The organism is Halomonas sp. IOP_31 (genome assembly GCF_021151495.1).
In the GTDB taxonomy this organism is placed as follows: domain Bacteria; phylum Pseudomonadota; class Gammaproteobacteria; order Pseudomonadales; family Halomonadaceae; genus Modicisalibacter; species Modicisalibacter zincidurans.
Genome location: NZ_JAIRBP010000005.1, coordinates 27,541 through 54,539 on the forward strand (window position 1 = coordinate 27,541; position 26,999 = coordinate 54,539).

The 26,999-nt window shown below is 63.9% G+C and carries 23 protein-coding genes; 17 read left to right on the forward strand and 6 right to left on the reverse strand.

Annotated elements, in window-relative coordinates; genetic code table 11:
* Positions 1–14 precede the first annotated feature (14 nt).
* The 3 genes from K7I12_RS04360 (at position 15) to K7I12_RS04370 (ending at position 3,193) form a co-directional block, all read left to right on the forward strand.
* Entirely contained in the window at positions 15–1,679 is a 1,665-nt protein-coding gene (locus K7I12_RS04360) for a GMC family oxidoreductase (protein ID WP_031383938.1), read from the forward strand.
* 514 nt (positions 1,680–2,193) lie between these two features.
* Positions 2,194–2,802, forward strand: coding sequence for a L,D-transpeptidase family protein (locus tag K7I12_RS04365; protein WP_231663153.1), 609 nt, complete (start codon positions 2,194–2,196; stop codon positions 2,800–2,802).
* Between the two features lie 112 nt (positions 2,803–2,914).
* Complete coding sequence (locus K7I12_RS04370; protein WP_231663154.1) at positions 2,915–3,193, forward strand: Lpp/OprI family alanine-zipper lipoprotein; 279 nt, start codon at positions 2,915–2,917, stop codon at positions 3,191–3,193.
* 99 nt (positions 3,194–3,292) lie between these two features.
* Here K7I12_RS04370 and mfd read toward each other — a convergent pair whose 3' ends face one another.
* Positions 3,293–6,742: a transcription-repair coupling factor gene (gene mfd, locus K7I12_RS04375; RefSeq protein WP_231663157.1), complete on the reverse strand. Its 3,450-nt coding sequence runs from the start codon at positions 6,740–6,742 to the stop codon at positions 3,293–3,295.
* 256 nt (positions 6,743–6,998) lie between these two features.
* On the opposite strand from mfd, the gene K7I12_RS04380 reads away from it, so the two are divergent.
* The 11 genes from K7I12_RS04380 (at position 6,999) to K7I12_RS04430 (ending at position 17,833) form a co-directional block, all read left to right on the forward strand.
* Positions 6,999–8,468 (forward strand): glyceraldehyde-3-phosphate dehydrogenase, encoded by a 1,470-nt coding sequence (locus K7I12_RS04380; RefSeq protein ID WP_051907452.1) that lies wholly within the window; start codon positions 6,999–7,001, stop codon positions 8,466–8,468.
* A gap of 293 nt (positions 8,469–8,761) precedes the next feature.
* Complete coding sequence (locus K7I12_RS04385; RefSeq protein WP_031383933.1) at positions 8,762–10,114, forward strand: Na(+)-translocating NADH-quinone reductase subunit A; 1,353 nt, start codon at positions 8,762–8,764, stop codon at positions 10,112–10,114.
* The gene (locus K7I12_RS04390; RefSeq protein ID WP_031383932.1) at positions 10,114–11,346 is read left to right on the forward strand and encodes an NADH:ubiquinone reductase (Na(+)-transporting) subunit B; all 1,233 of its coding nucleotides are present in this window, start codon (positions 10,114–10,116) and stop codon (positions 11,344–11,346) included. Before K7I12_RS04385 ends, K7I12_RS04390 begins: the two co-directional genes overlap by 1 nt.
* Entirely contained in the window at positions 11,343–12,131 is a 789-nt protein-coding gene (locus K7I12_RS04395; protein ID WP_150113104.1) for a Na(+)-translocating NADH-quinone reductase subunit C, read from the forward strand. Before K7I12_RS04390 ends, K7I12_RS04395 begins: the two co-directional genes overlap by 4 nt.
* A 3-nt stretch (positions 12,132–12,134) precedes the next feature.
* Complete coding sequence (locus K7I12_RS04400; RefSeq protein ID WP_031383930.1) at positions 12,135–12,803, forward strand: NADH:ubiquinone reductase (Na(+)-transporting) subunit D; 669 nt, start codon at positions 12,135–12,137, stop codon at positions 12,801–12,803.
* Position 12,804: 1 nt separating this feature from the next.
* Positions 12,805–13,425: an NADH:ubiquinone reductase (Na(+)-transporting) subunit E gene (nqrE, locus tag K7I12_RS04405; protein WP_031383929.1), complete on the forward strand. Its 621-nt coding sequence runs from the start codon at positions 12,805–12,807 to the stop codon at positions 13,423–13,425.
* Positions 13,426–13,450: 25 nt separating this feature from the next.
* Entirely contained in the window at positions 13,451–14,686 is a 1,236-nt protein-coding gene (gene nqrF, locus K7I12_RS04410; RefSeq protein ID WP_231663159.1) for an NADH:ubiquinone reductase (Na(+)-transporting) subunit F, read from the forward strand.
* Positions 14,683–15,771 (forward strand): FAD:protein FMN transferase, encoded by a 1,089-nt coding sequence (locus tag K7I12_RS04415; protein ID WP_231663161.1) that lies wholly within the window; start codon positions 14,683–14,685, stop codon positions 15,769–15,771. The genes nqrF and K7I12_RS04415 overlap by 4 nt, the downstream gene beginning before the upstream one ends.
* Positions 15,768–16,025, forward strand: a complete 258-nt coding sequence (gene nqrM, locus K7I12_RS04420) for a (Na+)-NQR maturation NqrM (protein WP_031383926.1) — start codon at positions 15,768–15,770, stop codon at positions 16,023–16,025. The genes K7I12_RS04415 and nqrM overlap by 4 nt, the downstream gene beginning before the upstream one ends.
* A 67-nt stretch (positions 16,026–16,092) precedes the next feature.
* Positions 16,093–17,484 (forward strand): Si-specific NAD(P)(+) transhydrogenase, encoded by a 1,392-nt coding sequence (sthA, locus tag K7I12_RS04425; RefSeq protein WP_231663162.1) that lies wholly within the window; start codon positions 16,093–16,095, stop codon positions 17,482–17,484.
* 64 nt (positions 17,485–17,548) lie between these two features.
* Positions 17,549–17,833, forward strand: a complete 285-nt coding sequence (locus tag K7I12_RS04430; protein WP_231663164.1) for a YrhK family protein — start codon at positions 17,549–17,551, stop codon at positions 17,831–17,833.
* A 3-nt stretch (positions 17,834–17,836) separates the two neighbouring features.
* Here the strand turns inward: K7I12_RS04430 and K7I12_RS04435 are convergent, their stop codons facing one another.
* The 4 genes from K7I12_RS04435 to K7I12_RS04450 form a co-directional block, all read right to left on the reverse strand.
* Positions 17,837–18,703: a DNA replication terminus site-binding protein gene (locus K7I12_RS04435; RefSeq protein ID WP_231663166.1), complete on the reverse strand. Its 867-nt coding sequence runs from the start codon at positions 18,701–18,703 to the stop codon at positions 17,837–17,839.
* Between the two features lie 123 nt (positions 18,704–18,826).
* Positions 18,827–19,762, reverse strand: a complete 936-nt coding sequence (gene trhO, locus K7I12_RS04440) for an oxygen-dependent tRNA uridine(34) hydroxylase TrhO (RefSeq protein WP_231663169.1) — start codon at positions 19,760–19,762, stop codon at positions 18,827–18,829.
* A 158-nt stretch (positions 19,763–19,920) separates the two neighbouring features.
* Positions 19,921–20,820: a carbon-nitrogen hydrolase gene (locus K7I12_RS04445; protein ID WP_231663170.1), complete on the reverse strand. Its 900-nt coding sequence runs from the start codon at positions 20,818–20,820 to the stop codon at positions 19,921–19,923.
* 1 nt (position 20,821) lies between these two features.
* Entirely contained in the window at positions 20,822–21,889 is a 1,068-nt protein-coding gene (locus tag K7I12_RS04450; protein ID WP_231663172.1) for an agmatine deiminase family protein, read from the reverse strand.
* 191 nt (positions 21,890–22,080) lie between these two features.
* Here K7I12_RS04450 and K7I12_RS04455 point away from each other — a divergent pair, with 191 nt between their 5' ends.
* Together K7I12_RS04455 and K7I12_RS04460 are read left to right on the forward strand one after the other, a co-directional pair.
* Positions 22,081–23,322 (forward strand): lipoprotein-releasing ABC transporter permease subunit, encoded by a 1,242-nt coding sequence (locus K7I12_RS04455; RefSeq protein ID WP_031383919.1) that lies wholly within the window; start codon positions 22,081–22,083, stop codon positions 23,320–23,322.
* Positions 23,315–24,046 (forward strand): ABC transporter ATP-binding protein, encoded by a 732-nt coding sequence (locus tag K7I12_RS04460; RefSeq protein ID WP_031383918.1) that lies wholly within the window; start codon positions 23,315–23,317, stop codon positions 24,044–24,046. The genes K7I12_RS04455 and K7I12_RS04460 overlap by 8 nt, the downstream gene beginning before the upstream one ends.
* Here K7I12_RS04460 and K7I12_RS04465 read toward each other — a convergent pair.
* Positions 24,043–24,573 carry a DUF2062 domain-containing protein gene (locus K7I12_RS04465; protein WP_231663174.1) on the reverse strand — a complete coding sequence of 177 codons (531 nt, stop codon included), beginning with the start codon at positions 24,571–24,573 and terminating at the stop codon, positions 24,043–24,045. The two genes, K7I12_RS04460 and K7I12_RS04465, sit on opposite strands and share 4 nt — an antisense overlap.
* A 101-nt stretch (positions 24,574–24,674) precedes the next feature.
* Between K7I12_RS04465 and K7I12_RS04470 the strand changes: the two genes are divergently transcribed.
* Positions 24,675–26,996, forward strand: coding sequence for a DNA internalization-related competence protein ComEC/Rec2 (locus tag K7I12_RS04470; protein WP_231663176.1), 2,322 nt, complete (start codon positions 24,675–24,677; stop codon positions 26,994–26,996).
* Positions 26,997–26,999 lie beyond the last annotated feature (3 nt).

Below are 26,999 nucleotides of genomic sequence, written 5' to 3' on the forward strand. Positions count from 1 at the left end.
AACGAGAGCATGCCATGGCTGAACACTCCAACGACAAGCAAGCCTTCGACTATATCGTGATAGGTGCTGGCACCGCCGGCTGCCTGCTCGCCAACCGCCTGAGCGCCGACCCGGCCAACCGGGTGTTGCTGATCGAGGCGGGGGGGCGCGACAACTACTACTGGATCCACATCCCGGTGGGCTACCTCTACTGCATCGATAATCCGCGCACCGATTGGCTTTTTCGCACCGAGCCCGATCCCGGCTTGAACGGTCGCTCGCTGATCTACCCCCGCGGCAAGACCCTCGGTGGCTGCTCGAGCATCAACGGCATGCTCTACATTCGCGGTCAGGCCCGGGACTACGATGGCTGGGCCGAGCTCACCGGCGACGATGCCTGGCGCTGGGAGAACTGCCTGCCCGACTTCATGAAGCATGAGGACCATTATCGCCTGGATGAGGGAGGCGATGCCGACGCCGCCCACCGTGACTTCCACGGTCACGGCGGCGAGTGGCGCATCGAGAAACAGCGCCTGAGCTGGCAGGTGCTGGATGATTTCGCCACCGCCGCCGTGGAAGCCGGCATGCCACGGACGCGCGACTTCAACCGTGGCGACAACGAGGGCGTCGACTACTTCGAGGTCAACCAGCGTGCGGGCTGGCGCTGGAACACCTCCAAGGCCTTCCTGCGCGAGGCCCAGAAACGGCCCAACCTGACCCTCTGGACCTCCACCCAGGTGCTGGGGCTCAAGGTCGAGAAGGGCGAGGGCGGCGAATCGCGTTGTCGTGGCGTGAAGGTCGAGCGGGCCGGCGAGACCGTCGTGGCGACGGCCAGCCGTGAGGTGATCCTCTCCGCGGGCGCGATCGGCTCACCGCAATTGCTGCAGCTCTCGGGGATCGGCCCGGCAGGGCTGCTGGCCGAGCATGACATCTCCGTGGTGGCCGAGCTCCCCGGCGTGGGGGAAAACCTGCAGGACCACCTGCAGATCCGCTCGGTGTACAAGGTGACAGGGGCCAAGACCCTCAACACCATGGCTAACTCGCTCATGGGCAAGGCGAAGATCGGCCTGGAATACGCCCTGAAGCGCTCCGGCCCGATGAGCATGGCGCCGTCCCAACTGTGTGCCTTCACGCGCAGCTCCGAGGACTACACGCACCCCAATCTCGAGTATCACGTCCAGCCGCTGAGCCTGGAGGCCTTCGGCCAGCCGCTGCATGACTTCCCGGCCATCACGGCCAGCGTCTGCAACCTCAACCCCACCAGCCGCGGCACGGTGCGCATCAAGAGTCGCGACCCGCGCCAGGCCCCAGCCATCGCGCCCAACTACCTGAGCACGTCCGAGGACCGCCAGGTGGCAGCGGATTCGCTGCGGGTCACCCGACGCATCGCTTCCCAGCCTGCCTTCGCGAAATATTCGCCGGAAGAGGTCAAGCCAGGGGTGCAGTTCCAGAGCAACGAGGACCTGGCACGGCTGGCCGGCGACATCGGCACCACCATCTTTCACCCGGTGGGGACCGCGAAGATGGGGCGAGACGACGACCCCATGGCGGTAGTCGACTCTCACCTTCGAGTGAAAGGTATCCAGGGCCTCAGGGTCGTGGACGCCAGCGTGATGCCAACCATCGTCAGCGGCAACACCAATTCACCGACCCTGATGATCGCCGAGAAGGCAGCGGAATGGATACTCGCATCTCGATAACGCCTCGAAAATGACTCTGCAAGAGAGGTAGGTAGGGCAAGTACGCGCAGGAAGCCTTCAAAAGTGCATGACGTTGTCTACCGGGCGCAATGCACCTGGATCAAATGGTTGAGGCGACATTCCCAGAGAGGATACTTCTCTTGGGGGAAGGCCAACGTACTGTTCAGACACCTACCCTTGCCAAAGGCAAGGGTTGTGCATCGGCAAGTCTTTCAGTGAATCTGATGATTGAGGAGCCGGGTGCGTCAATCGCGCATGCCCGGATCTGTGGGGGACCGGGTCGAGCAATCGCCCAGTTTACCCGACCGAATGATAACCTTCGAATCCGCCGGGTGATGCATGGCTTCTTCTGTAGACGATCGGAACCGGCCGGATTGCAGAACGATGTGCTCGTCGGGGCGATGATGCATCGAAGCGAGAGCAATTTTTGAGAATTTTATGGTCATGTCAGTGGCACGGTTAGCTGGCTTCAGGTGCGGGAAATGGTAGGCTCAGGTACTAGGTGGAGTTGCAAGTGACGGCTCTGGTCGGTTGGGAAATTTCCGGGAGAGTATATATGACAGGACGAATTGTAGCCGGCTTGATCTTGAGCCTGCTATTGATCCTGCCGTCGACGGGCCAGGCGCTAACGCCCCGACAGGGTGAGATCTGGCTGCTGATCGATGAGGCCACCTCGACGTTGCACGTCTATCGGGGCGAGCGTGAAATCGAGCGCTTTCAGCCCATATCGGTGGGACGGCGCGGCGTTTCCCAGACGCGCTTGCGGGGTGACATGACGACACCGGCGGGCGAGTTCCGGATCAACTGGATCAACCGCGACAGCGATTTCAATATCTTTCTCGGGCTCGATTACCCCAATCTGGACAACGCGCGCGAGGCGAAGCGCAGCGGTGTGTTCAGCGAAGTCGAATTCAATCGCTATCTTGATTATTATCGCCGAAACGGCGCGCCGCCACAGGATACCGTCCTGGGGAGCAATATCGGGATCCACGGGTTGGGCAAGTCCGATCCCGCGATCCATGAGCGATTCAACTGGACTGAGGGTTGTGTCGCGGTGACCAATCGCCAGATCGAACGCTTGGCGGATTTGGTGCAACTTGGCACAACGGTTATCATCCGCTAGTTTCTAGGATGGAAGTGATGCATAGTGGTCGGCATCATGAAAAACCAGATTCATGACGGCCAAGAGCCGATCATGAAAGCCTGCCCAGCAGGAATTAACCAAGAACCAAGGAATGATGGAGATGATTATGACAAATAGTCTCAGCAGCACTCTCAAGCTCTCCGCGATCGGTCTGTCCCTGCTGGTGGTGTCAGGCTGTGCCGCTCAGGGCGGCGAGCAGCAGTCATGGATGGACAAGACGGATTCCGACGTTGCAGAGGCACGCAGCATGGCTAACGAAGCTCTGGGCACCGCAAATTCTGCTCAGCGCGATGCCCAGGCTGCACTGAAGATGGCTCGCGAAAACCGTCAGGCCATGGATCGCATGTTCCAGAAGTCCATGCAGAAGTAAGACGCTGACTTAATCGTGCCGCCAAGGGCGGCACGATTAATGATGTTCAGGAAGGCCCTGTCGATTGTGATGGGGCCTTTTGCGTTTCTTCAACCTGGATCAGGCGGCCTCGGCCTTGCGGTTGAGGTTTTCCAGCAAGGTCTCGAGAGTGGCGAAACGTTGCTCGGGATCGGCCATCTCGGCGTTGAAGCGCAGGGTGTCGGCGCCGTCGAGTCGATAGTGTTGCGGATCCTGTTGAATCAACTGAACCAGCGTCATGGGATCGATCGCCGGGCTGGCGCCGAAGATGATGCGACCGCGCTCGTCGCCGGCCTCGAGACGCACGATGCCCAGGCGCTCGGCGCGCTGACGCAGCCGTGTCTGACGGAACAGCGTCTTGACCGGGTTCGGCAGCAGACCGAAACGATCGATCATCTCCACCTGCAGTTCCTTGAGGTCGGCTTCATTTTCGGCGTTGCTGATGCGCTTGTACATGATCAGGCGTTGCTGGACGTCGTGCAGATAGTCGTCGGGGATCAATGCCGGCAGGTTGAGGCTGACTTCGACCCCTTCGTCCAGCGGTGCCTCGATATTGGGCGTCTTGCCGGCACGAATCGCCTTCACCGCCCGGTCGAGCATCTGCATGTAGAGGCTGTAGCCGATAGTCTCCAATTGGCCGCTCTGCTCGTCGCCGAGCAGCTCGCCGGCGCCGCGAATCTCCATGTCGTGGCTGGCCAACGTGAACCCGGCGCCAAGATCCTCGGCCTGGCCGATCGCTTCCAGGCGCTTGATGGCATCCTTGCTTATTGCCTTGGGCGCTGGGGTGAGCAAGTAGGCATAAGCCTGATGGTGGCTGCGACCGACCCGGCCGCGCAGCTGATGGAGCTGGGCGAGGCCGAACTTGTCGGCGCGCTCGATGATGATGGTGTTGGCGCTGGGCACGTCGATGCCGGTCTCGATGATCGTCGAGCAGACCAGCACATTGAAGCGCTGATGATAGAAATCGGACATGATTCGCTCGAGGCTGCGCTCGGGCAGTTGACCATGCGCCACGCCGACCCGCGCCTCGGGAATCAGCTCGCGGACCTTCTCTGCCGTCTGCTCGATGGTCCTGACCTCGTTGTGCAAGAAGTACACCTGCCCGCCTCGCAGTATCTCGCGGAGCAGCGCTTCCTTGATCACCGCCTCGTCGCGCTGCTGCACGAAGGTCTTCACCGATAGCCGGCGCGCCGGCGGCGTGGCGATGATCGACAGGTCGCGGATACCGCTCATCGCCATGTTCAGGGTGCGCGGTATCGGCGTCGCGGTCAGCGTCAGGATATCGACCTCGGCGCGCAGGCTCTTCAGACGCTCCTTTTGGGAAACCCCGAAGCGGTGCTCCTCGTCGATGATCAAAAGGCCCATGTTGGGCAGCTTGATACTCTTGGAAAGCAGCTTGTGAGTGCCGATGACGATGTCGGCGCGGCCTCCCTCGATGCGCTTGAGCGTATCGGCCTGGCCCTTGCCGCCGGTAAAGCGCGAGATCAGCTCGACCTGGACGGCGGTGTCGGCGAAACGATCGCGGAAATTGTCATAATGCTGCTGAGCGAGCAGGGTGGTCGGTACCAGTACCACCACCTGGCGCCCCGAATGCACGGCGAGAAAGGCGGCGCGCATGGCGACTTCGGTCTTGCCGAAGCCGACATCGCCGCAGACCACTCGATCCATCGGCTGGCTGGCCGTCATGTCGCCGATCACCGCATGGATAGCGGCACGCTGATCGGGGGTTTCCTCGAACGGGAAACTTGCGGCGAAGCGCTGGTACTCCGCCCCGGGCGGGTCGCTGGCGAAGCCTTCGCGTGCCTCGCGGCGGGCATAGACATCGAGCAGCTCGGCGGCGGTGTCGCGGATGCGCTCGGCGGCTTTCTTCTTGGCCTTGTCCCAGGTATCCGAGCCGAGCTTGTGCAGCGGCGCCAGTTCATCGCTGGCGCCGGCATAGCGCGAGATCAGCTGCAGGCTGTCCACCGGCACGTAGAGGCGTGCACCGTCGGCGTACTCCAGGGTCACGAACTCGGCGGCCTGACCGCCAACCTCGATGGTTTCCAGTCCCAGATAGCGACCCACGCCATGCAGTTGATGGACTACCGGCGCGCCGGGACGCAACTCGGAAAGATGGCGCACCGCCAGCTCGTTGTCGTCGGTGGCCTTCTCGCGGCGCCGGCTCTGACGCACTACCTCGCCGAACAGCTCGGTCTCGGTGATGATGGCGAGATCCGGCTCGTCGAGCACCAGGCCCTCGCTGAGCAGGCCCTCGGTGATCGCCAGGCGTTGATCGCCGGCAATGAACGTCTGCCAGTCGTCGATATGCGGCATTTCAAGATGCAGAACGGCCAGCGTTTCCTCCAGCGCCTCGCGCCGACCACGGGATTCGGCGACGAACAGCATGCGCTGCTCGGGATGAGCGGCGAGATACTCCTGCAGCGCGGCCAGCGGCTGTTGGGCGCGGGCGTTGATGGCGACCTGTGGCGGGGCCTTGGCCAGCGGCTGCTGGGCATGCGGATGAGCGTCGCTGTCGACCAGTTCGAGACGCGGCTTGGCCTTGATCGCGGCGAACACCTCGGCCACCGGGATGAAGGCCCGCGCCGGCGGCAACAGGGGGCGCGTCGGATCGACACCGAGATTCTCGTAGCGGCTTTGTATCGAGCCCCAGTGGTGTTCGGCAGCGGCATGCACGCCAGGCAGCAGGGCGACGCGGGTGCCCTCGGCGAGATGCTCGAAGAGCGTCGCCGTCTCCTCGAAGAACAATGGCAGGTACTGTTCGAGCCCCGGCGAGGGGATGCCCTTGATGGCGTCGCTGTAGAGCGGGCACTGGCGCGGATCGACGTCGAACAGCGTCTCGAAGCCTTCGCGGAAGCAGGCGATCGCCGAGCGCGACAGGGAATATTCGTGGGCCGGCAGCAACTCGACCGACTCGACCTTGTCGGCGCTGCGCTGGGTGTCCGGGTCGAAGCGGCGCAGGGTATCGATCTCGTCGTCGAACAGATCGATGCGCAGCGGCGTTTCACTGCCCATCGGGTAAAGATCGATCAGCGCGCCGCGCAGGGCGTATTCGCCGGGCTCGTAGACGGTCTCCACGGCCCGGTAGCCGGCACGTGACAGACGTTCGCGAAAGCCCTCGCGGTCCAGCGTCATGCCCACTGTCAGGGTGATGACCCGCCCGGCGATATAATCGGTGGGCGGAAGCCGCTGCATCAGCGTGTTGACCGGCACCAGGACGATGCCTTCGCGGGCTTCCTGCAGGCGGCGCAGGGTGCGCAGGCGCTCGGAGACGATGTCCTGATGAGGCGAGAAGCTGTCGTAGGGCAGCGTCTCCCAATCGGGAAACGGCAGCACCGGCACGCGGGCGAAAAAGCGCAGTGCGCTTTCCAGACGCTGCGCGCTGGCGGTATCGGGAGTGATCACCAGCAGCGGCGCATCGTCGGCCAGGCGGGCGAGAGTCAGCGGGCCTGCGGCGCCCGACGGTGCCCGGCAATACAGGGTATGACGGTTATCGTCGGGAAGCGGAGGAGCCAGGGGCGAAAAAGTGGGCATGGGTCTTTGCAACGTAACGACGTGGTGGCGATGCGCTAGATCATAACAGGGCGGCGCTATCGGCGGACAATCGGACCGTACGATCATGGATCGTTGTCGAAAATAGTGTCCGCCTTGCCCACAAGCGAGTTTGTAGTCAACCCCGCTTTTCTGTAGTGGTCCTACAGCGCATGCGACCATCCAGCGATTGAGCATTCTAGCCTGGCAAGGATAATGAACGGATCATTGTTCGCGATTCCGAGAAAGGGGCTTCCAGGTGGATCAAGACAAGGCGAGTCAGGACGCACGCGATATCTGTTTCCAGGAATGGCAGGAAAACGAGGCGCTGGCCGAGGAGATGATTCCGCTGCTCGGCCAGTTGTACCGCAAGTACAATGTGGTGCCGTCGCTGTACGGTCGTTCGCTGATCATCCGTTCGGTGATCCGCATCCTCAAGAACCACCGCTACGTCAAGAAGGTCGAAGGGACCGAGCTGTCGGTGCGCGATACCTTGCCGTTCATCAAGGCGATGACCGAACTCGAACTGGGGCCGGCGCACATCGATCTGGGCAAGCTGGTCGTCGCCTTCAAGCGCAGCGGCCGCAGCGATGTCAAGGCCTACCTGGGCGAGGAACTCGGCGAGCTGGTCGGCGCTCACGGTACCAACGGCATGGGCGGCGCACCCAAGGATGTGGTGCTCTACGGCTTCGGGCGTATCGGGCGTATTCTGGCGCGGATCCTGGTCGAGAAGGCGGGCGGCGGCAATCTGCTGCGGCTGCGCGCCATCGTCGTGCGCGGCGCAGGCGACGATCTGGAGAAGCGCGCCAGCCTGCTGCGGCGCGACTCGGTACACGGGCCTTTCGCCGGCTCGATCAGCGTCGATCATGAGAACAGCGCGCTGATCGCCAACGGCCAGGTCATCAAGGTCATTCACGCCGATTCGCCGGCAGACATCGATTACACCGAGTACGACATCAACAATGCGCTGGTGGTCGACAATACCGGCAAGTGGCGAGACGAGGAGGGCCTATCGCAGCACCTGGCCAGCAAGGGCGTCGCCAAGGTGATGCTCACCGCGCCGGGCAAGGGCAACCTCAAGAACATCGTCTATGGCATCAACCACACGGACATCGGCGACGACGACCGCATCATTTCGGCGGCGTCCTGCACCACCAACGCCATCGTTCCGGTACTCAAGGCGATCAACGACGAGTTCGGCATCAGCCATGGCCATGTCGAGACGGTGCACTCCTATACCAACGATCAGAATTTGATCGACAACTACCACAAGGGCGACCGCCGCGGACGCAGCGCGCCGCTCAACATGGTGCTGACCGAGACCGGCGCCGCCAAGGCGGTCGCCAAGGCATTGCCCGAACTTGCCGGCAAGCTGACCGGTAACGCCATTCGCGTGCCTACGCCGAACGTCTCGATGGCGATTCTCAATCTCAACCTGGCCAGGCCGGCCGACGTGGCAAGCGTCAACGCCTACCTGCGCCAGGTGTCGCTCGATTCACCGCTGCACAAGCAGATCGATTACGTCGATTCGCCGGAAGTGGTGTCGTCCGACTTCGTCGGCAACCGTCACGCGGGGATCGTCGATGCCAAGGCGACCATCGTCGATGGCAACAATGCCGTGCTGTACGTCTGGTACGACAACGAATTTGGCTATAGCTGTCAGGTGGTGCGGATCCTGCAGTCGATGTCCAACGTCAATTTTCTCTACCTGCCGCGTACCCGCGATTGAGTTCTCACTCCTTGGCGGCCACGGCGTGGCCGTTTGCACAGCGCTCCGTAGTGTTTCGACAAAGGCCACCGGTGCGCGTCGCTGGTGGCCTTTCGATGTGCCCCTCTATATAATGTTGGCGACTTTTGGCGCGGTCCGTATGGCCACGGGCCGCTCGAGACAACCTTCTGATAAGAAAAGCATTCGGGCACTGTGACAAGCGCCGTGACAGCTCAGCCGGACGCGGGGCTCGGCATCATGCTGTGCATCGAATCCCTTTCCTTGCTAATCAGATTCGATAACTGGGCGAGACTATGATCGAAGTCAAACGAGGCCTGGATCTCCCCATTGCGGGGGCGCCGGAACAGCGTATCGAGGATGCGCGGCCGGTGCGCCATGTGGCCGTCCTGGGCTCCGACTACGTCGGCATGAAGCCGACCATGGAGATCCGGGAAGGGGACCGGGTGAAGCTTGGCCAGCGCTTGTTCACCGACAAGAAGATTCCCGGCGTGTGCTTTACCGCGCCAGCGGCCGGGGAAGTGGTCGCCATCAACCGTGGCGAGAAACGTCGCTTGCTGTCGGTGGTGATCAAGGTGGACGAGCAGGGCGAACAGGTCGCGTTCACCGCGCATGGCGCCGCGGCGCTTGAGAGCCTGGAACGCCAGGCGGTCGTCGATCAACTGGTCGAGTCCGGGCTGTGGACCGCGCTGCGCACCCGGCCCTATTCGCGCACGCCGGCGCTCGACGCCCAGCCGACGAATATCTTCGTGACGGCGATCGACACCCATCCGCTGGCGGCCGATCCGGCGCTGGTGATCAGCGAGCAGCCCGAGGCGTTCAGCCAGGGGCTGAAGGTTCTCAAGCGGCTCACCGAGGGGCGGGTGTTCCTGTGCCATGCGCCCGATGCCAGCCTGCCGGGCAGCGATGTCGCCGGCATCCAGGCCGAAAGCTTCAAGGGCGCGCATCCCGCCGGCTTGGTCGGCACGCACATCCATTATCTGTCGCCGGTCAGCCTGACGCGTCAGGTCTGGCACGTTGGCTATCAGGACGTGATCGCCATCGGCAAGTTGTTCGCCGAAGGCATCCTCGATACGCGCCGGGTGGTGGCGATCGGCGGGCCGTTGGCCAATCGCCCGCGGCTGGTGCGCAGCCGGCTGGGGGCGAGCCTTCGCGAACTGCTCGACGGCGAGATCGGCGAGGCGGAAAGCGATGCCCGGGTCATCTCTGGCTCGGTGTTCGGCGGCAACATCGCCGAAGGCGCACTGAGCTACCTGGGGCGTTTTCATCAGCAGGTCAGTCTGCTTGAAGAGGGCACCAAGCGCGCCTTCATGGGCTGGCTGTCGCCGGGGCGCAACAAGCACTCGGTGCTCGGTATCTACCTGTCGCGGTTTACCGGGCTCGGCAAGTTCGCGCCGACCACCACCACCAATGGCTCCGAGCGCGCCATGGTGCCGGTGGGCTCCTACGAGACGGTAATGCCGCTGGACATCCTGCCGACTCAGTTGCTGCGCTCGTTGATTGTCGGCGACATCGAAATGGCGATGCAGCTCGGCTGTCTCGAACTGGATGAGGAGGACCTCGCACTCTGCACCTATGTGTGTCCGGGCAAGTACGAGTACGGCCCTATCCTGCGGGACAATCTCACCACGATCGAGAAAGAGGCTTGATGATGGGGATCCGACAGACACTCGACAATCTCGAGCCGCATTTCCACAAGGGGGGCAAGTACGAGAAGTTCTATGCGCTCTACGAGGCGGTGGACACGATCTTCTACTCGCCGCCCGACGTGACGCGGACGACGGCCCACGTGCGCGATGGCATCGACCTCAAGCGGATCATGATCACGGTGTGGTTGTGCACCTTCCCGGCGATGTTCTTCGGCATGTACAACGCCGGGCTGCAGGCCAACCTGGCGATCGCCGAGGGCTACAGCGCCCTGGGCGGCTGGCGCGAAGCCATCACCATGACCCTGGCCGGCGGCAACGACCCGAGCAGCATCTGGGCCGACTTCGTGCTCGGTGCAGCCTATTTCCTGCCCATCTACCTGGTGACCTTCGTGGTCGGTGGCTTCTGGGAAGTGCTGTTCGCGGTCAAGCGTGGCCATGAGGTCAACGAAGGTTTCTTCGTCACCTCGGTGCTCTACGCCCTGATCCTGCCGGCGACGATTCCGCTATGGCAGGTGGCGCTGGGGATCACCTTCGGGGTGGTGATCGGCAAGGAGATCTTCGGCGGTACCGGCAAGAACTTCCTCAATCCGGCCCTCACCGGCCGCGCGTTTTTGTACTTCGCCTACCCGGCGCAGATCTCGGGCAATGCGGTATGGGTCGCGGCCGATGGTTATACCGGGGCGACCGCCTTGTCGACCGTCTACGCCGGTGGCATGGATGCGCTTGATCAGCAGCTGAGCTGGCTCGATGCCTTCTTCGGTTTCATGGCCGGCTCGGTCGGCGAAGTCTCGACATTGGCAATCCTGATCGGCGCCGCGGTGCTGCTGTGGACCCGGATCGCCTCCTGGCGAATCATGCTGGGTACCTTCCTCGGCATGGTCGCCACCAGTGCGCTGTTCAATGCGGTCGGTTCCGAGACCAACACGATGTTCGCCATGCCCTGGTACTGGCACCTGGTGGTCGGCGGTTTTGCCTTCGGCATGGTGTTCATGGCCACCGATCCGGTCTCGGCGTCGATGACCGACAAGGGCAAGTTGATATTCGGTGCCTTGATCGGGGTGATGACCGTGCTGATTCGCGTGATCAACCCGGCTTTCCCCGAAGGCATCATGTTGGCGATCCTGTTCGCCAACCTGTTCGCTCCGTTGATCGATCATTTCGTCGTGCAGGCCAATATCAAGCGTCGCCAGAAGCGTGAGACCGCCGGCGCGATGAGCAAGGAGACTGCCTGATGGCCAGTAACAACTCCGTCAAGAAGACCCTCACGGTTGCGTTCGCGCTGTGTATCGTCTGTTCCGTCGTGGTAGCCTCGGCGGCGGTTGCGCTGCGTCCGATCCAGCAGAAGAACCAGGAGCAGGACCGCATGAGCAACCTGCTCCAGGTGGCCGAGCTCTACAAGCCCGGCCAGGACATTCTGGCACTGTACGACAAACTGATCACCGCGCGGGTCGTCAACCTGAATACCGGCGAATATGCCGAAGACAAGAACCCCGAGACCTTCGATCAGTTCGAGGCCGCCAAGGATCCCGCTCAGTCGCGGACCCTGTCCGGGGCTCAGGATCTCGCGGGTATCGGTCGCCGGGAAAATTACGCTACGGTGTATCTGGTCGGCGATCCGCAGAACCCCGACAAGATCATCCTGCCGGTCCGTGGGCAGGGGTTGTGGTCGCTGATGTCGGGCTACCTGGCGCTGAAAGGGGACGGCAATACCGTAGTCGGTCTGTCGTTCTACGATCAGGGCGAGACACCCGGGCTTGGCGGCGAGGTCGACAATCCCGACTGGAAGGCCCTGTGGGATGGCAAGAAAATCTATCCCGAGAACGGGATGGACCCCGCCATACGCCTGGTCAAGGGCGGGGTCGGCCCCCAGACGCCTGATGCCGAGTACAAGGTCGATGCGCTCTCCGGGGCGACGCTGACCAGTAAAGGTGTGACCAATCTTCTGCAATTCTGGCTGAGTGACGCCGGCTTCGCCGAGTACTTGGCTCGTTTTCGCGCCACGACGCAAGGAGCGTAAGCCATGGCTGCCTATACGCCCAAAGGCGTGCTGACCACGCCGATCTTCAAGAACAACCCGATTGCACTGCAGATTCTGGGTATCTGCAGTGCGCTGGCAGTGACCAATTCCATGAGCACGTCGTTGGTCATGAGCCTGGCGGTCATTGCCGTCACCGCCTTTTCGAGTTTCTTTGTATCGCTGATTCGTAGCCAGATTCCTTCGTCGATTCGCATCATCGTGCAGATGACGATCATCGCCTCGTTGGTCATCGTCGTCGACCAGGTCCTCAAGGCCTATGCCTATGAAATCTCCAAATCGCTGTCGGTGTTCGTCGGCCTGATCATCACCAACTGCATCGTCATGGGGCGTGCCGAGGCCTTTGCCATGCAGAATGGCCCGGTGATCAGCTTTCTCGACGGTGTCGGCAATGGCCTGGGCTATACCGTCATGCTGCTGGTCGTGGGCTTTTTCCGCGAACTGTTCGGCTCCGGCTCGGTGTTCGGCTACACGGTGCTGGCACCCGTCAATGAGGGTGGCTGGTACGTGACCAACGGCCTGATGCTGCTGCCGCCCTCGGCGTTCTTCGTCATCGGCCTGATCATCTGGGGGCTGCGCAGCCTCAATCCCGAACAGGTCGAGGAGAACGAGTTCAAGATCACGACCAACACCAAGGTCAAGGAGGCCGTGTAAAATGTTCGAACAGTACCTGAGCCTGTTCATCAAGGCCGTGTTCGTCGAGAACATGGCACTGGCCTTCTTCCTTGGCATGTGTACCTTCATGGCGGTATCGAAGAAGGTTTCCTCGGCCATCGGGCTGGGCATCGCCGTGATCGTGGTGCTGGCGATCACCGTGCCGGTCAACAACCTGATCCTGAATTACCTGCTGAAGGAGGGGGCGCTGAGCTGGACCGGTATCGAAGGGGCGGCGAGCATCGATCTGTCGTTTCTCGGGCTGCTCAGTTATATCGGCGTGATCGCGGCGATCGTGCAGATCCTCGAGATGTTCCTCGACAAGTTCGTGCCGGCGCTCTACAACGCGCTGGGGGTCTTTCTGCCGCTGATTACCGTGAACTGCGCGATCCTCGGCGCGTCGCTGTTCATGGTGCAGCGCGACTACAGCTTCGCCGAATCGGTTATCTATGGCTTCGGCGCCGGCGCCGGCTGGACCCTGGCTATCGCCGCGCTGGCGGGCATCCGCGAGAAACTCAAGTACAGCGACGTGCCGGCCGGCCTGCGCGGGCTGGGAATCACTTTCATCACCGTTGGCCTGATGTCTCTGGGCTTCATGTCCTTTTCCGGCATTCAGCTGTAAGTACAACGAGATATAGGAATTCGACATGGTCGATACATCGATTATCGTGCTCGGCGTGGTCATGTTCACCGTGGTCGTCATTGGCCTGGTGGCGATCATCCTGGCCGCGCGCAGCCGGCTGGTCAGCAGCGGCGACGTGACGATCCAGATCAACGAGGACCCCGACAACACCCTGACGACACAGGCCGGCGGCAAGCTGTTGCAGACCCTGGCGTCCAACGGCATCTTCCTGTCCTCCGCCTGCGGTGGCGGCGGCTCCTGCGCCCAGTGCAAGTGCCGGGTCACCGAGGGCGGCGGCTCGATCCTGCCGACCGAGGAGTCGCACTTCACCATGGGCGAGAAGAAGGCGGGCTGGCGGCTCTCCTGTCAGGTGCCGGTCAAGCAGGACATGCGCATCGAGGTTCCCGAAGAGGTCTTCGGCGTCAAGAAGTGGGAATGCGAGGTCATCGAGAACCCTAACGTCGCCACCTTCATCAAGGAGCTCAACCTCAAGCTGCCGGAGGGCGAGAACGTCGACTTCCGCGCCGGCGGCTACGTGCAGCTGGTGGCGCCGTCCTACGACATCAAGTTCTCCGATTTCGATATCGACGAGGAATACCGCGGCGACTGGGAGAAATTCAATCTCTTCAACGTCTCCCACAAGAACGACGAAGAAGAAGTGATTCGCGCCTACTCGATGGCCAATTACCCGGAAGAAAAGGGCATCCTCAAGTTCAATATCCGGATCGCCACGCCGCCGCCCAACTCCGGCCATCCGCCGGGGTTAATGTCGACCTACGTCTTCAGCCTGAAGCCGGGCGACAAGATCACGGTGATGGGACCATTCGGCGAGTTCTTTGCCAAGGACACCGATGCCGAGATGGTCTTCGTCGGCGGTGGCGCCGGCATGGCACCGATGCGCAGTCATATCTTCGACCAGCTCAAGCGCCTCGAATCCAAGCGCAAGATCTCGTTCTGGTACGGCGCGCGCTCCTGGCGCGAGACTTTCTACAATGACGAGTATGACCAGCTGGCCGAGGAGTTCGACAACTTCGATTGGCACCTGGCGTTGTCGGATCCGCAGCCCGAGGATAACTGGGAAGGCCCCACCGGCTTCATCCATAACGTGCTCTACGAGAATTACCTCAAGGACCACCCGGCACCCGAGGACTGCGAGTACTACATGTGCGGGCCACCGATGATGAACGCCTCGGTGATCAAGATGCTCACCGACCTGGGCGTCGAGCCGGAGAACATCATGCTGGATGACTTCGGCGGATGAGCGACGGCCGTCGGCGTACACCGACAGGGCCGCATGCGGCCCTGTCATTGATAGTGACACTGGTTGCGGCGTTGGCTCTGGTGTCGTTGGCGGGGTGTGAGCGTGCGCCACAGGTCGAGGCTCACCGCTTCGAGGGGCCGATCTTCGGCACCGGGTACAATGTGACGGTGTATGCCGCACTGGACGAGGCAACCATCGAATCGCTCGATGCGGGCATACGTAGCCAGCTCGAGCAGGTCGATGCGTTGATGTCGACCTACCGGGAAGACTCCGAGCTGTCACGGTTCAACCGCTACCCGGTGGGCGTGCCGTTCTTCCTGTCGCCGGCCACGGCGGAAGTGATACGAGAAGCGCTGCGCATTGCCCGGTTGTCGGACGGCGCTTTCGATGTCACCGTCGGCCCGGCAGTCAACCTGTGGGGGTTCGGGCCCAAGGGGCGTCCCGAGCGGGTGCCAAACTCCGCCGAGCTGGCCAAGGCATTGGCGCGGGTTGATATTGATGCGCTTGTGCTCGAGGGCGATACGCTGACCAAGCGCAAGCCCGTCTACGTCGATCTGTCGGGCATTGCCAAGGGGTATGGCACTGATCGCGTCGCCGACTATCTCGAAAGTCGAGGCCTCGAGGACTACCTGGTCGAGGTCGGTGGCGAGATTCGCACCCATGGCGCCAAGCCGGGCGGCAAGCCGTGGCGCATCGCGGTCGAAAAACCCATCTCCAGCGAGCGAAGTGTGCAGCGGGTCATCGATCTCGGCAACGTCGCGGTGGCCACGTCGGGCGATTACCGCAACTATTTCGTCAGCGACGGTGTGCGCTATTCGCACACCATCGACCCGCGTACGGGACGGCCCATCACCAATCGGGTGGCGTCGGTGACGGTCATTGATGAACGTTGCGCAACCGCCGATGCCTTGGCCACTGCGTTCACGGTGATGGGTGAACGGGCCGGGCTGGAAATGGCCAAACGTGAAAACATTGCAGTGTATTTCGTTGTCAGAACCGATGACGGGTTCGAAACACGCATGAGTCCGGCCTTCGCTCCTTATATGGAAGGAGCCGAGACGGTCGGCGAGGAGGAGGGATCATGACGCTCTGGTTGATAGTTTTCATAGCCATGCTGCTGCTGGTCGCGGCGATGTCGATCGGCGTGATTCTCGGTCGCAAGCCGATCAGCGGTTCGTGTGGCGGCCTGAACAATCTGGGCCTCAAGGATGGCTGCGATATCTGCGGCGGCAAGGACGAGGTCTGCGAAGAAGAAAACCGCAAGCGTGGCGGCCGGACGCGGCGCAGTGCCGATAGCCAGCGTGGGCTTGATCTCGGCTACGACGCCACGCAGCGTTAAGTGATTCGCGGCCAAGCAGTTACCACTCACAAGCAGTTACCACTCAGTAGAGGAGACGCGACAGCCAATGGCAGTGCATAACTACGATGTGGTGGTGATCGGTACCGGCCCGGCCGGTGAGAGCTCGGCGATCAACGCTGCCAAGCATGGCAAGCGCGTGGCGGTGATCGAAAAGCAGCCAGCGGTGGGTGGTAATTGCACGCACTGGGGGACGATTCCTTCCAAGGCGTTGCGTCATCAGGTCAAGCAGATCATGCAGTTCAATACCAACCGCATGTTCCGCGATATCGGCGAGCCGCGCTGGTTCTCGTTCCCCAGGGTGCTCGAGCGCTCGCGAGCGACCATCGAACAGCAAGTCGAGATGCGCACCACCTTTTATGCACGTAACCGGATCGATGTGTTCTTCGGCGTGGCGCGCTTCAAGGATGAGCACACCCTGGTGGTACGCGACAACCACGAAGGCGCCGAGGAACTGGTCGCTCAGCGCATCGTGGTGGCTACCGGCTCAAGGCCCTACCGGCCGGGCGATGTCAACTTCCGTCACCCGCGTATCTACTGCTCGGATACCATTCTCGGCGTGTCCCACACCCCGCGAACCCTGATCATCTACGGTGCCGGGGTCATCGGTTCCGAATATGCCTCGATCTTCTCGGGGCTGGGAGTCAAGGTCGATCTGATCGATACGCGTGATCGATTGCTGTCGTTTCTCGACGACGAGATCAGCGATGCGCTCTCGTATCACCTGCGTCAGCACGGCGTGCTGGTGCGCCACAACGAGGAGTACGAGAGAATCGAGGGCGACGAGGCGGGCGTGGTGGTGCATCTCAAGTCGGGCAAGAAGCTGCGTGCCGACGCCTTCCTGTGGGCCAACGGCCGCACCGGCAACACCGATGAACTGGGCCTCGAGAACGTCGGCCTCGAAGCCAACGGACGCGGCCAGCTGCCGGTCGACGAGCATTACCGCACGATGATCCCGCACATCTACGCGGTGGGCGACGTGATCGGCTGGCCGAGCCTGGCGAGTGCCGCCTACGATCAGGGGCGCAGCGCCAGCGACGACTTTCTCGACGAGCCGTTCCGGTTCGTCGAGGACATTCCCACCGGCATCTACACGATTCCGGAAATCAGCTCGGTCGGCCAGAGCGAGCGCGAACTCACCGAGGCCAAGGTGCCCTACGAGGTGGCCCAGGCGTTCTTCAAGGACACCGCACGGGCGCAGATCACCGGCGATACCGTGGGCATGCTCAAGATCCTGTTCCATCGCGACAGCCTGGAGATCCTGGGCATCCATTGCTTCGGCGACCAGGCCTCCGAGATCGTCCACATCGGCCAGGCGATCATGCGTCAGCCCGGCGAGGCCAACAGCCTCAAGTACTTCATCACCACCACCTTCAACTATCCGACCATGGCGGAAGCCTACCGGGTGGCGGCTCAGAACGGTCTGAATCGCTTGTTCTGATTTCTCGAAAAGCCCGGCCCGTCGCGGCGGGCCGGTTCGCCCAATGACAGACAGGAGCCTTGCCATGCGCCGGGAGCGCCATGCCGGCAGTCGCGACTGGACCTTCACCATCGGCCATGAAGAGCTGGTCATTCATCAGCGCTATGAAGTCCTCAGCATCGTCAACGACGTCATGCTCGGCGTGTGGTTTACGGTGGGCAGCGTGTGTTTCTTCTTCGAAGGCAGTGTCAAGACGCTGGGGGTCTGGCTGTTCGTCATTGGCAGCCTTCAGCTATTGCTGCGGCCGTTGATTCGTCTGCATCGTTACGTGCGCTTCAAGCACCTGCCCGATACCGATCATGACGCCTGACGCCTATACGCTGCGGTATCGATAGACGCGCAGGCTGGGCAGGAAGACCTCGTCCTCGAGCCGTTCATCGCTGCGGCGTGCCCGCGTCCGGTCCCGGGGTGGGCGCGGTAACGGCTCGTTGTGATGGGGCAGGCGGCCATCCGCTGCCGGGATGAACAGCGGCAGCGGCAGGTTCATGGCGCGCCGCTCGCGGCCATCGGCCAAGGGCTCCTGAAAGAACAGGTTGGCGCGCATGACCGGTGCCTGACGTTGTACCTGGGCCAAGGGTTCGCCATCGGGGATGCCTGCCAGTTGCCTGAGCTGGATACGCACGTGGGCGGCCTCGCTGTCGAGTACCAGCAGCTTCTGCTCGGCCTCGCGTACCGTGAGCCGCTTGATCGAACGCCCGCTGCTGTACCAGGCCAGCCTAATCCGCGACACTGGCGCGTCGGCCACCGGAATGTGTCGCCAGCATTGCTTGAGATGCAACCGCGCGAGACCCTGGCCACGCAGGTGGTCGTGCAACGCCGGGTGGCGAAACGGCAGTACCGCCTTGATTTCCGGAACGAGGATTGCCGCCTGCTGACGGATCTGCGCGAGCAGCGCGGCAAAATCGGCCTTGGCGCGGTTGACGCTGGCCACCGCCTCGAGGAGCGCTTCATCGGCGGCTATCAGCGCCACGTAACTGCGGGTGGTACGGCCGTCCTGACCATCCTGATACCAGAAGTCGAACAGCGCCCGGCGTAGCCAGTCGCTGCCGGGGTGAGGCTCGTCGAGCGCCCACGCCTGGCGGGGGGCGCGCTCATAGAGCGTGGCCAAACCCTCGACGCTTTCGATCAGCCGATCAAAGGCGGCTTCCAGTTCGGCGAGCAGGCGATATTGCAGTTCCATCCTTCGATTGACCTTTTATACCGTTATCCAAGCCAATCATAGAAGCCGTGAAGAGATCTGTCACGGGCATGATGGCCTAAAAGACGCTATTGCCCCATGGATTGGGAATAGCGCCTCGGCCAGTCAGGCCTGCTCGGCGCGCGGGTCGCGGCCGATCGGATGGGGCTTGCGCCGCGCCTTGGCCAGGTCGATCTGTTTCTGGCGCTCGGCGGCGCGCGCGCGGGTCTTCTCGGGCAGCGCGTCCCAACAATGCGGGCAGCTGACCCCGGGGCGGTACTTGTGCGAGGCGCGATCCTGCTCGGAGATCGGCCGTCGGCAGGCGTGGCATTGGTCGAACTCGCCTTCGCTGAGATCGTGGCGCACGGTGACCCGGTTGTCGAACACGAAGCAGTCTCCCCGCCACAGCGACTGCTGCTCGGGGACCTGTTCCAGGTAGCTCAGGATGCCGCCCTTGAGGTGGTAGACCGACTCGAAGCCTTCATCGAGCAGGTAGCTCGAGGCCTTCTCGCAGCGAATCCCGCCGGTGCAGAACATTGCCACCTTCTTGTGACGGGCAGGGTCGTAGTGGGCCTTGACGTACTCGGGGAAATCGCGGAACGAGCGTGTCCGGGGGTTGACCGCCCCCTCGAAGGAACCGATCTCGACTTCATAGTCATTGCGGGTGTCGATCACCAGCACCTCGGGGTCGCTGATCAACGCGTTCCAGTCCGTCGGTTCGACATAGCTGCCGACCTTGCGATTGGGATCGACCTGAGGCACGCCGAGGGTGACGATCTCGCGCTTGAGCTTGACCTTGGTACGGTAGAACGGATGGGCGTCGCAGTACGACTCCTTGTGCGCGATATCGGTGAAGCGCGCGTCGCGCCTGAGCCAGTCGAGCAGGGCGTCGATCCCGCCGCGGGGGCCGGAGACGGTGCCGTTGATGCCCTCCTCGGCGATCAGCAGGGTGCCCTTGACGTCGTTGTCGCGCATGACCTCGAGCAGCGGCTCGCGCAGGGCCTGGTAATCGGGCAGCGTGACGAACTTGTACAGCGCCGCCACGACGATGGCTTGACTCATGTCGTTCTCCAGTGGGTCGTCCGCGTAAAGGACGGGCCGGATGATGGTTCCTGCCGCGGGGCGGCCGGCGGCCATTTTAAGTCAATCATCGGCGAAGACAAACGTGGGGCGGGCGACGCGCGGCAACGCGTCGCACCTGAGGGTGGTAGGGGCGACTCCTAGCGGTCGCGGTAACGCTTGGTCAGGTCGCCATAGGCGTCGATGCGTCGATCGCGCAGATAGGGCCACATGCGGCGCACATGCTCGCTGCGGCGCATGTCGAGTTCGACCAGCAGGTTTTCCGGCGCGTCGCCGGCGTGGGCGAGCAGTTCGCCCTGCGGCCCGCAGATGAAGCTGCCGCCCCAGAAGTGGATGCCCTCGCTGACGCCGCTGTGGTCGGGCTCGTTGCCGACTCGGTTGGCGACCAGCACCGGCAGGCCGTTGGCCACGCCGTGGGCGCGCTGGACCAGCGTCCAGGCATCCTTCTGGCGGCCCTTCTCGGGCAGGTCGTCGGGCGGATGCCAGCCGATCGCCGTGGGGTAGAGCAGCAGCTCGGCGCCGGCCAGCGCCATCAGGCGGGCGGCCTCGGGATACCACTGATCCCAGCACACCAGCACGCCGAGCCGACCGAGCGAGGTGTCGATCGGCTCGAAGCCCTGTTCGGCGTCGGCGTCGCCGGGGGTGAAGTAGAATTTCTCGTAGAAACCGGGATCGTCGGGAATGTGCATCTTGCGATAGAAGCCGACGCGCCCGTGATGACGATCCATGACCACGGCGGTATTGTGATAGACTCCCGCGGCGCGGCGTTCGAACAGCGAGCCGACCAGCACGATGTCGAGCTCGCGGGCGAGTTCCGCCAGTCGGGTGGCGGTCGGGCCGTCGAGCGGCTCGGCGAGGTCGAACAGCTCGGCGTCCTCGCTCTGGCAGAAGTAATGGGTGGCATGCAGCTCCTGCAGCAGCACCAGCTCGGCGCCACGCTCGGCGAGCTCGCGGATGCCCGCTTCGCTGGCTTCCAGGCTGCGCGCCTTGTCCGGCCAGGCCTGCTGCTGGACCAGGCCCACCTTGAGGGTCTTTTGCATCTCAACGCTCCTCGTCGTTAGGTGAGAGCCCGGTATCGGCCAGGCTGCCTCGCGGAAGTTGCATGGTCAGGCAGTGTAGACTGCCGTGCTGGCGGATCACACTGCGGCAATCGATGGGGATCACTTCGCGCTCGGGAAAGGCCTCGGCCAGCGCCGCCAGCGCCCGGGCATCGGCGGGGTCGGCATAGACCGGCACCAATACCGCGCCGTTGATGATCAGGAAGTTGGCGTAGGTGGCCGGCAGGCGGTGGCCGTCTTCGGGGTCGAAGCAGGGCCTGGGCCAGGGCAGTGGAATCAGCCGGTAGGGCTCGCCGTCGGCGCGGCGCAGCGCCTCGAGTTCGGCCTGCATGGCGCGCAGTGCGGCATAATGCGAATCGGTCGGATCGTCGCAGCGTACGTAGGCGATGGTCTGCGGATCGCAGAAACGTGCCAGGGTGTCGACATGACTATCAGTGTCATCGCCCTCGAGGTGACCGTGACGCAGCCACAGTACCCGCTCGATGCCCAGCTCGTCGCGCAGCCGCGCTTCCAGCGCCTGACGATCGAGCCGCGGGTTGCGATTGGGATTGAGCAGGCAGGCCTCGGTGGTCAGCAGCGTACCTGCGCCGTCGCTGTCGATGGCGCCGCCTTCAAGTATCAGCTCGCGCGTCTCGACGGGCGCGGCGAACACGCCGGCGGCTTGGAGTCGTGACGTCAGCGCGTCGTCGCGCGCCGCCGGAAACTTGCCGCCCCAGCCGGTGAAGCGGTAGTCGAGTAGCACCACGCGGCCGTTGCGTTCGATGGCGAGCGGGCCATGGTCACGCGCCCAGCTGTCGTCGCTGGGCGCCAGCACGAACAGCAATCGGGCGCGCTCGATGCCCAGCTGGCGAAAGCTCGCCCCCAGGCGTTGGCGGGTGGCCTCGTCGGCGACGCTGATCAGCACGCGCTGATGGCGGGCGATCGTCACGACCATGGCCTCCAGCGTCGCCTCGATGCGTGGCAGGATCGGTGCCCAGTCGCTCTCCGCGCCGGGCCAGGTAAGCTGTATGGCATCCTGGAGGTGCCATTCGGGGAACAGACGCTGTGTCATGGGGTCTCCATGGTGGCTATCGTAGCGGGCGAGCCGCAAGCCGGGCGGCGCAATTGTAGTCGCCGCCGGGGTCGATGCAAGCCTTATCGAACGCGGCGGGCGAGGCGTCGTCCCGGGTCGCTTGGCCCGGCGATGCGTCGCCGCCAAAAAAACCGTACCATGGGTCGCCTGCCGACAAGGAACCGATGTTGATGCTGGATCGCCTCCCCTTTCTGATCGGGCTGCGCTACGTGCGCGCCAAACGACGCAATCATTTCATTTCATTTATCTCGATGACCTCGATGCTGGGCCTGATGCTCGGCGTGGCGGTGCTCATTCTGGTGCTTTCGGTGATGAATGGCTTCGATCATGAACTGCGTACCCGGGTGCTCGGCATGGTGCCGCACACGCGCATCGAGAAGCCGCAGGGCATGAGCGACTGGAAGCCGCTGGCCGAGCGTCTGGTGCAGCGCGAACATGTGCTGGCGGCCGCGCCCTACATCCAGCAGCAGGGCATGTTTTCGGTCGGCGGGCGCAACGAAGGCGTGCTGGTCTGGGGAATCGAGCCGAAGTACGAGAAGCGCGTATCGATCATCGACCAGAACATGCCGCAGGGTAACCTGGACGACCTGACCCCCGGCGACTGGAATGTCGTGCTCGGAGATCTGCTGGCACGCAATCTGGGCGTCGGCGTCGGCGACCAGGTCACCTTGCTGGTGCCCGAGGCCTCGATCACCCCCGGGGGGGTGTTCCCGCGGCTCAAGCGCTTCACGGTCAGCGGCATCTTCAAGGTCGGTGCGGACCTGGATGCGCGGCTGGCCTACGCCAATATCCAGGACATGCAGACCCTGGCGCGGATGGGCGACAACGTGGGTGGGTTGCGCCTCAAGCTCGACGATCTGTTTCTGGCCAGCGACTTGACCCGCGAGATCGTCCAGGATCTGGGCTATGGCTATCGCGGCATCGACTGGACCTATACCCAGGGCAACCTGTTCCAGGCGATTCAGATGGAAAAGCGCATGATCGGCCTGCTGCTGCTGGTGATCGTCGCCGTGGCGGCGTTCAACATCGTCTCGACACTGGTCATGGTGGTCACCGACAAGCATGCCGACATCGCCATCCTGCGGACCTTGGGCGCGACGCCGCGGACCATCATGGGCATCTTCATCGTCCAGGGGCTGACGATCGGCCTGATCGGCATCGTCGCGGGGGTGGCCCTGGGCATCGGGCTGGCGCTGACGGTGTCGGACATCATTGCTGGCTTCGAGGCGCTCACGGGTATCCAGTTCCTCGATCCCAATGTCTATTTCATCAGCTACCTGCCTTCGCAACTGCTGTGGAGCGACGTGGCCGTGATCGTCGCGGCGGCCTTTGGCCTGAGCTTCCTGTCGACGCTGTATCCCGCCTGGCGGGCGGCGCGAGTCCAGCCTGCGGAGGTATTGCGTTATGAATGAAGCATCTCGATCCACACTTTCTGTTTCTGCCGAGGCTGACACGCGTCAGGTCATGCTCGAATGCCGGGGGCTGGGCCGTACCTACCGCGAAGGCCCGCAGGACGTCACCGTGCTCGACGGGCTCGAACTCGCGGTGCGCGCCGGCGAGCGCGTGGCGGTGGTGGGCAGTTCGGGGTCGGGCAAGACCACGCTGCTCAATCTGCTCGGCGGGCTCGACCAGCCAAGTGGCGGCACCGTGCGTATCGCCGGCCAGGACCTGGCCGGGCTCGACGCCGCCGAGCTGGGGCGCTTTCGCAACCGGCATATCGGTTTCGTCTACCAGTTTCACCACCTGCTGGCCGAGTTCACGGCGCGCGAGAACGTCGCCCTGGCGCTGCTCATCCGCGGTCTCAAGCGCAAGGTCGCCGAGGCGCGGGCCGGTGAAATCCTCGCCAAGGTGGGCATGGCGCCACGTACCGACCACAAGCCCGGCGAGCTGTCCGGCGGCGAGCGTCAACGGGTGGCGATCGCCCGGGCGCTGATAACCGATCCCAGCGTGATGCTGATGGACGAGCCCACCGGCAACCTCGACCAGGCCACCGCCTCGAGCATCCTCGCGCTGATGGACGAGCTCGCCGCGACCGCCGCTTGCGCCTTCGTCGTGGTGACCCACGACCGCGGTCTGGCGGCTCATCAGGATCGGGTGTTGCACCTCGATGGCGGGCGCCTGCAGCCGGCGGGCTAGTTCGGTTCGGCGTGGCGGCGCCGCCGGGCACGGCGCTTCCAGCTGCGTGCCACGTGCCAGCGCCATATCAGGCGAATGATCAGGTTGCTGGCGAGTCCCAGGGTTACCGCCGCGACCAGCGAGCCGAGGATCAGCGGAGGCAGGATGTCGGCCATCTTGGCAGCGATCCAGTGAATGTTGATCTGCTCGGGGACGTGGCGCGCCGGGGTGTTCATCAGCCAGGCACCGAGGCGGTAGTTGGCATAGAAGATGATTGGCATGGTCAACGGGTTGGTCAGCCATACCAGGCCCACCGAGAGCGGCAGGTTGCAGCGCAGCAGCCAGGCGCCCATCGCGGCGACGACCATCTGGAAGGGAATCGGCAGCAAGGCGCAGAACAACCCGACCATGAAGGCATTGCCCACCGAGCGGCGAGTCAGCACCCATAGCGTGGCATTGCCGATCAGGCCGCTCATGAAGCGCAGCGAGCGGTTGCGCTTGAGAACGTCCGGGTGGGGCATGTAGCGCTGTAACAGGCGGCGCGGCATGATCTCGCTCGCTGGCTCGGGTTACGGCTATTATCCATGGTTGGTTGGCGTCCTGCCATGCTCGATCATTGGGAGGTTCCACGCACATCCCCGATCTTCGCTTGCCCCCCGTCGGCCTGGCGCCGCCCCTGGCCAGCGCCGCTATCCTGGGCGGCCTGCTCGGTACGCTGGCATTGCCCGGGCTCCTTGGCGGCCTGGCGCTGGCCCTGCTGATGGCCCTGGCCGTGCGACGTTACCGCCTGGCGCTGCTGATCGCCGTGCTGGCCGTGAGTGCCGGTCAGGTGCTGCTGGCACGCGGCTCGCAACTGCCGCAAGGACTGTCGCGCGCCGATTTGACGACACAGGTCCGGATTCTCTCGTTCAGCGACGAGGGGCGCTTCATGCGACTGCGGCTGGCCGTGGAGGCCTGCCGGCCGCGCGAGTCCGAACGGCCGAGCTGTGCCGCGCTCGACCAGGTACGGGTCAGCTGGTACGACCCGCCGGCGCTGGCAGTGAACGATCGCTGGCGGCTGACGCTGCGGCTGCGTCCGTCGGCCGGCTTTGCCAACCCGGATAGCTTCGATTACGGCGCCTGGCTGTGGCGCGAGGGCATCGATGCTACCGGCTACGTTCGCGATGCGCCGCCACCGCAGCGCCTGGCCGTGGGTCGGCCGGGGGTTCGCCAGACGGCGCTCGGTTATCTCGACCGGCATGTCGACGACCCGCTGGCCCGACGTTGGCTGGCGGCCTTGACGTTGGGTGCGGCCGAGCGGCTCGATAGCGCCGACTGGGAACTGCTCAATGCCACCGGTACGACCCACGTCATGGTCGTCTCGGGCCTGCACGTCGGCCTGGTGGCGGCGCTGATGCTGGGGCTGACGCGCGGTCTGGCCCGGTTGGTCACACCCCGGCGCTGGCGGCTGGCAACCTGGCCCTGGTGGTGTGCCGCGGCGGCGGCGATCGGCTACGCCTGGTTGGCGGGACTCGAGCCACCGGCCCTGCGGGCGATGATCATGACCCTGATCGGGCTATGGGTCGCCAGTGGGCGGCACGCACCCGGCCCCTGGCAGGGCTGGTGGCTGGCGCTGGCGGTCATCGTGTTGCTCGACCCGTTGGCGCTGTGGCGTCCCGGGCTGTGGTTGTCCTTCGTTGCCGTGGGCCTGCTGATCGTGATCTGGCAGGGGCGCACGCGACCCAGCGGTGGCCGGGGTTGGCTGCTGGCGTTGCTGCGCACGCAAGGCCTGCTGGCGCCGCTGATGGCGGCGGCGGTACTGCTGGCCTTCGATCGGTTGGCGCCGGCGGCGCCGCTGGTCAACCTACTCATCGTGCCTGTAGTGGGCAGTCTGATGGTGCCGCTGGGGCTGGCTGGCTGGTTGCTGGCCTGGGTGCCGCCGCTGGCCGAAGGCCTCTGGCAGTTGTTCGCGCTGCTGGCCCACGCGCTGCAGGCGCTGCTGGTCTGGGGCGAAAGCGTGATGCCGTTGTGGCAGCCACCGGCTTGGCAGGCCTGGCCGCTGGCCCTGGGGTTGGTCCTGCTGACGGCATTGTGGGCGCTGCCCGGAGTGGCGCGCACCCCGCGTTGGGTCGGTAGCGCGGCACTATTGCTGATGGCCATGACGCTGACGCCGCCGAATATTACGACCGGTACGCTGCAGGTGCGTGTCAACGACGTCGGCCAGGGGCAGCTGTTGGAGCTGCGTACGGCAAATCACCGCTTGCTGTACGATACCGGGCCGCGTTTTCGCTCCGGCTTCATGCCGCTGGAAACGCTCTGGCCGCCTGGCCAGGCCTTCGATGCGGTCATCGTCAGCCACAGCGATCGCGATCACGCCGGCGGCATGGCGGCGCTGCGCGAGTTGCACGATGTCGGACGCTGGTACTCGCCGGGCGTTGTCGGGCTGGGCGTGGACGATCGTGCCTGCCGGGCGGGTAGCCGTTGGCGCTGGGATGGGGTCGAGTTTCGTTTCCTGGGGCCCCCGGCGGGAGCCGACCTGGCCGGGCGCGAGTCCAACGACCGCTCCTGCGTGTTACTGGTCGAGGCCGGCGATCAGCGTCTGCTGGTCAGTGGCGATGCCAGCGCCGAGGTCGAACGACGCCTCGCGGAGGCTTTGCCGGGCCCGGTCAGCGTGCTGGTGGCAGGGCATCACGGCAGCCGCAGCAGCTCGTCGCCGAGCTGGGTCGCGGCCAGTCGGCCTTCGCATGTGGTGTTCAGCGCCGGGCGCGACAATCCGCTCGGACATCCGGCGGCGAGCGTGGTGCGGCGCTTCCGCGCCGCCGGCAGTTGCCTGTGGAATACCGCCACGGACGGCGCGGTGACCTTCCGGCTGGGGGGCCAATCGGCGCATCCGGTGGCTGTCGAACGCGAGCCGGCGGGCTGGCGTGGCGGTGTCGATGGGCGCTGCCATGCGGTAGAATCGCCGTACCGGGACGCCTTCGCGCAAGAGTAGCTT

What these genes read in the sequence shown, in the direction of transcription:
- K7I12_RS04360 (WP_031383938.1), top strand. Translation starts at nt 15, where the DNA reads ATGGCTGAACACTCCAACGACAAGCAAGCCTTCGACTATATCGTGATA.
- K7I12_RS04435 (WP_231663166.1), bottom strand. Translation starts at nt 18,703, where the DNA reads ATGGAACTGCAATATCGCCTGCTCGCCGAACTGGAAGCCGCCTTTGAT.
- K7I12_RS04445 (WP_231663170.1), bottom strand. Translation starts at nt 20,820, where the DNA reads ATGCAAAAGACCCTCAAGGTGGGCCTGGTCCAGCAGCAGGCCTGGCCG.
- K7I12_RS04430 (WP_231663164.1), top strand. Translation starts at nt 17,549, where the DNA reads ATGCGCCGGGAGCGCCATGCCGGCAGTCGCGACTGGACCTTCACCATC.
- sthA (WP_231663162.1), top strand. Translation starts at nt 16,093, where the DNA reads ATGGCAGTGCATAACTACGATGTGGTGGTGATCGGTACCGGCCCGGCC.
- K7I12_RS04370 (WP_231663154.1), top strand. Translation starts at nt 2,915, where the DNA reads ATGATGGAGATGATTATGACAAATAGTCTCAGCAGCACTCTCAAGCTC.
- K7I12_RS04400 (WP_031383930.1), top strand. Translation starts at nt 12,135, where the DNA reads ATGGCTGCCTATACGCCCAAAGGCGTGCTGACCACGCCGATCTTCAAG.
- mfd (WP_231663157.1), bottom strand. Translation starts at nt 6,742, where the DNA reads ATGCCCACTTTTTCGCCCCTGGCTCCTCCGCTTCCCGACGATAACCGT.
- K7I12_RS04385 (WP_031383933.1), top strand. Translation starts at nt 8,762, where the DNA reads ATGATCGAAGTCAAACGAGGCCTGGATCTCCCCATTGCGGGGGCGCCG.
- trhO (WP_231663169.1), bottom strand. Translation starts at nt 19,762, where the DNA reads ATGAGTCAAGCCATCGTCGTGGCGGCGCTGTACAAGTTCGTCACGCTG.
- nqrE (WP_031383929.1), top strand. Translation starts at nt 12,805, where the DNA reads ATGTTCGAACAGTACCTGAGCCTGTTCATCAAGGCCGTGTTCGTCGAG.
- nqrM (WP_031383926.1), top strand. Translation starts at nt 15,768, where the DNA reads ATGACGCTCTGGTTGATAGTTTTCATAGCCATGCTGCTGCTGGTCGCG.
- nqrF (WP_231663159.1), top strand. Translation starts at nt 13,451, where the DNA reads ATGGTCGATACATCGATTATCGTGCTCGGCGTGGTCATGTTCACCGTG.
- K7I12_RS04465 (WP_231663174.1), bottom strand. Translation starts at nt 24,573, where the DNA reads ATGCCGCGCCGCCTGTTACAGCGCTACATGCCCCACCCGGACGTTCTC.
- K7I12_RS04455 (WP_031383919.1), top strand. Translation starts at nt 22,081, where the DNA reads ATGCTGGATCGCCTCCCCTTTCTGATCGGGCTGCGCTACGTGCGCGCC.
- K7I12_RS04415 (WP_231663161.1), top strand. Translation starts at nt 14,683, where the DNA reads ATGAGCGACGGCCGTCGGCGTACACCGACAGGGCCGCATGCGGCCCTG.
- K7I12_RS04390 (WP_031383932.1), top strand. Translation starts at nt 10,114, where the DNA reads ATGATGGGGATCCGACAGACACTCGACAATCTCGAGCCGCATTTCCAC.
- K7I12_RS04450 (WP_231663172.1), bottom strand. Translation starts at nt 21,889, where the DNA reads ATGACACAGCGTCTGTTCCCCGAATGGCACCTCCAGGATGCCATACAG.
- K7I12_RS04460 (WP_031383918.1), top strand. Translation starts at nt 23,315, where the DNA reads ATGAATGAAGCATCTCGATCCACACTTTCTGTTTCTGCCGAGGCTGAC.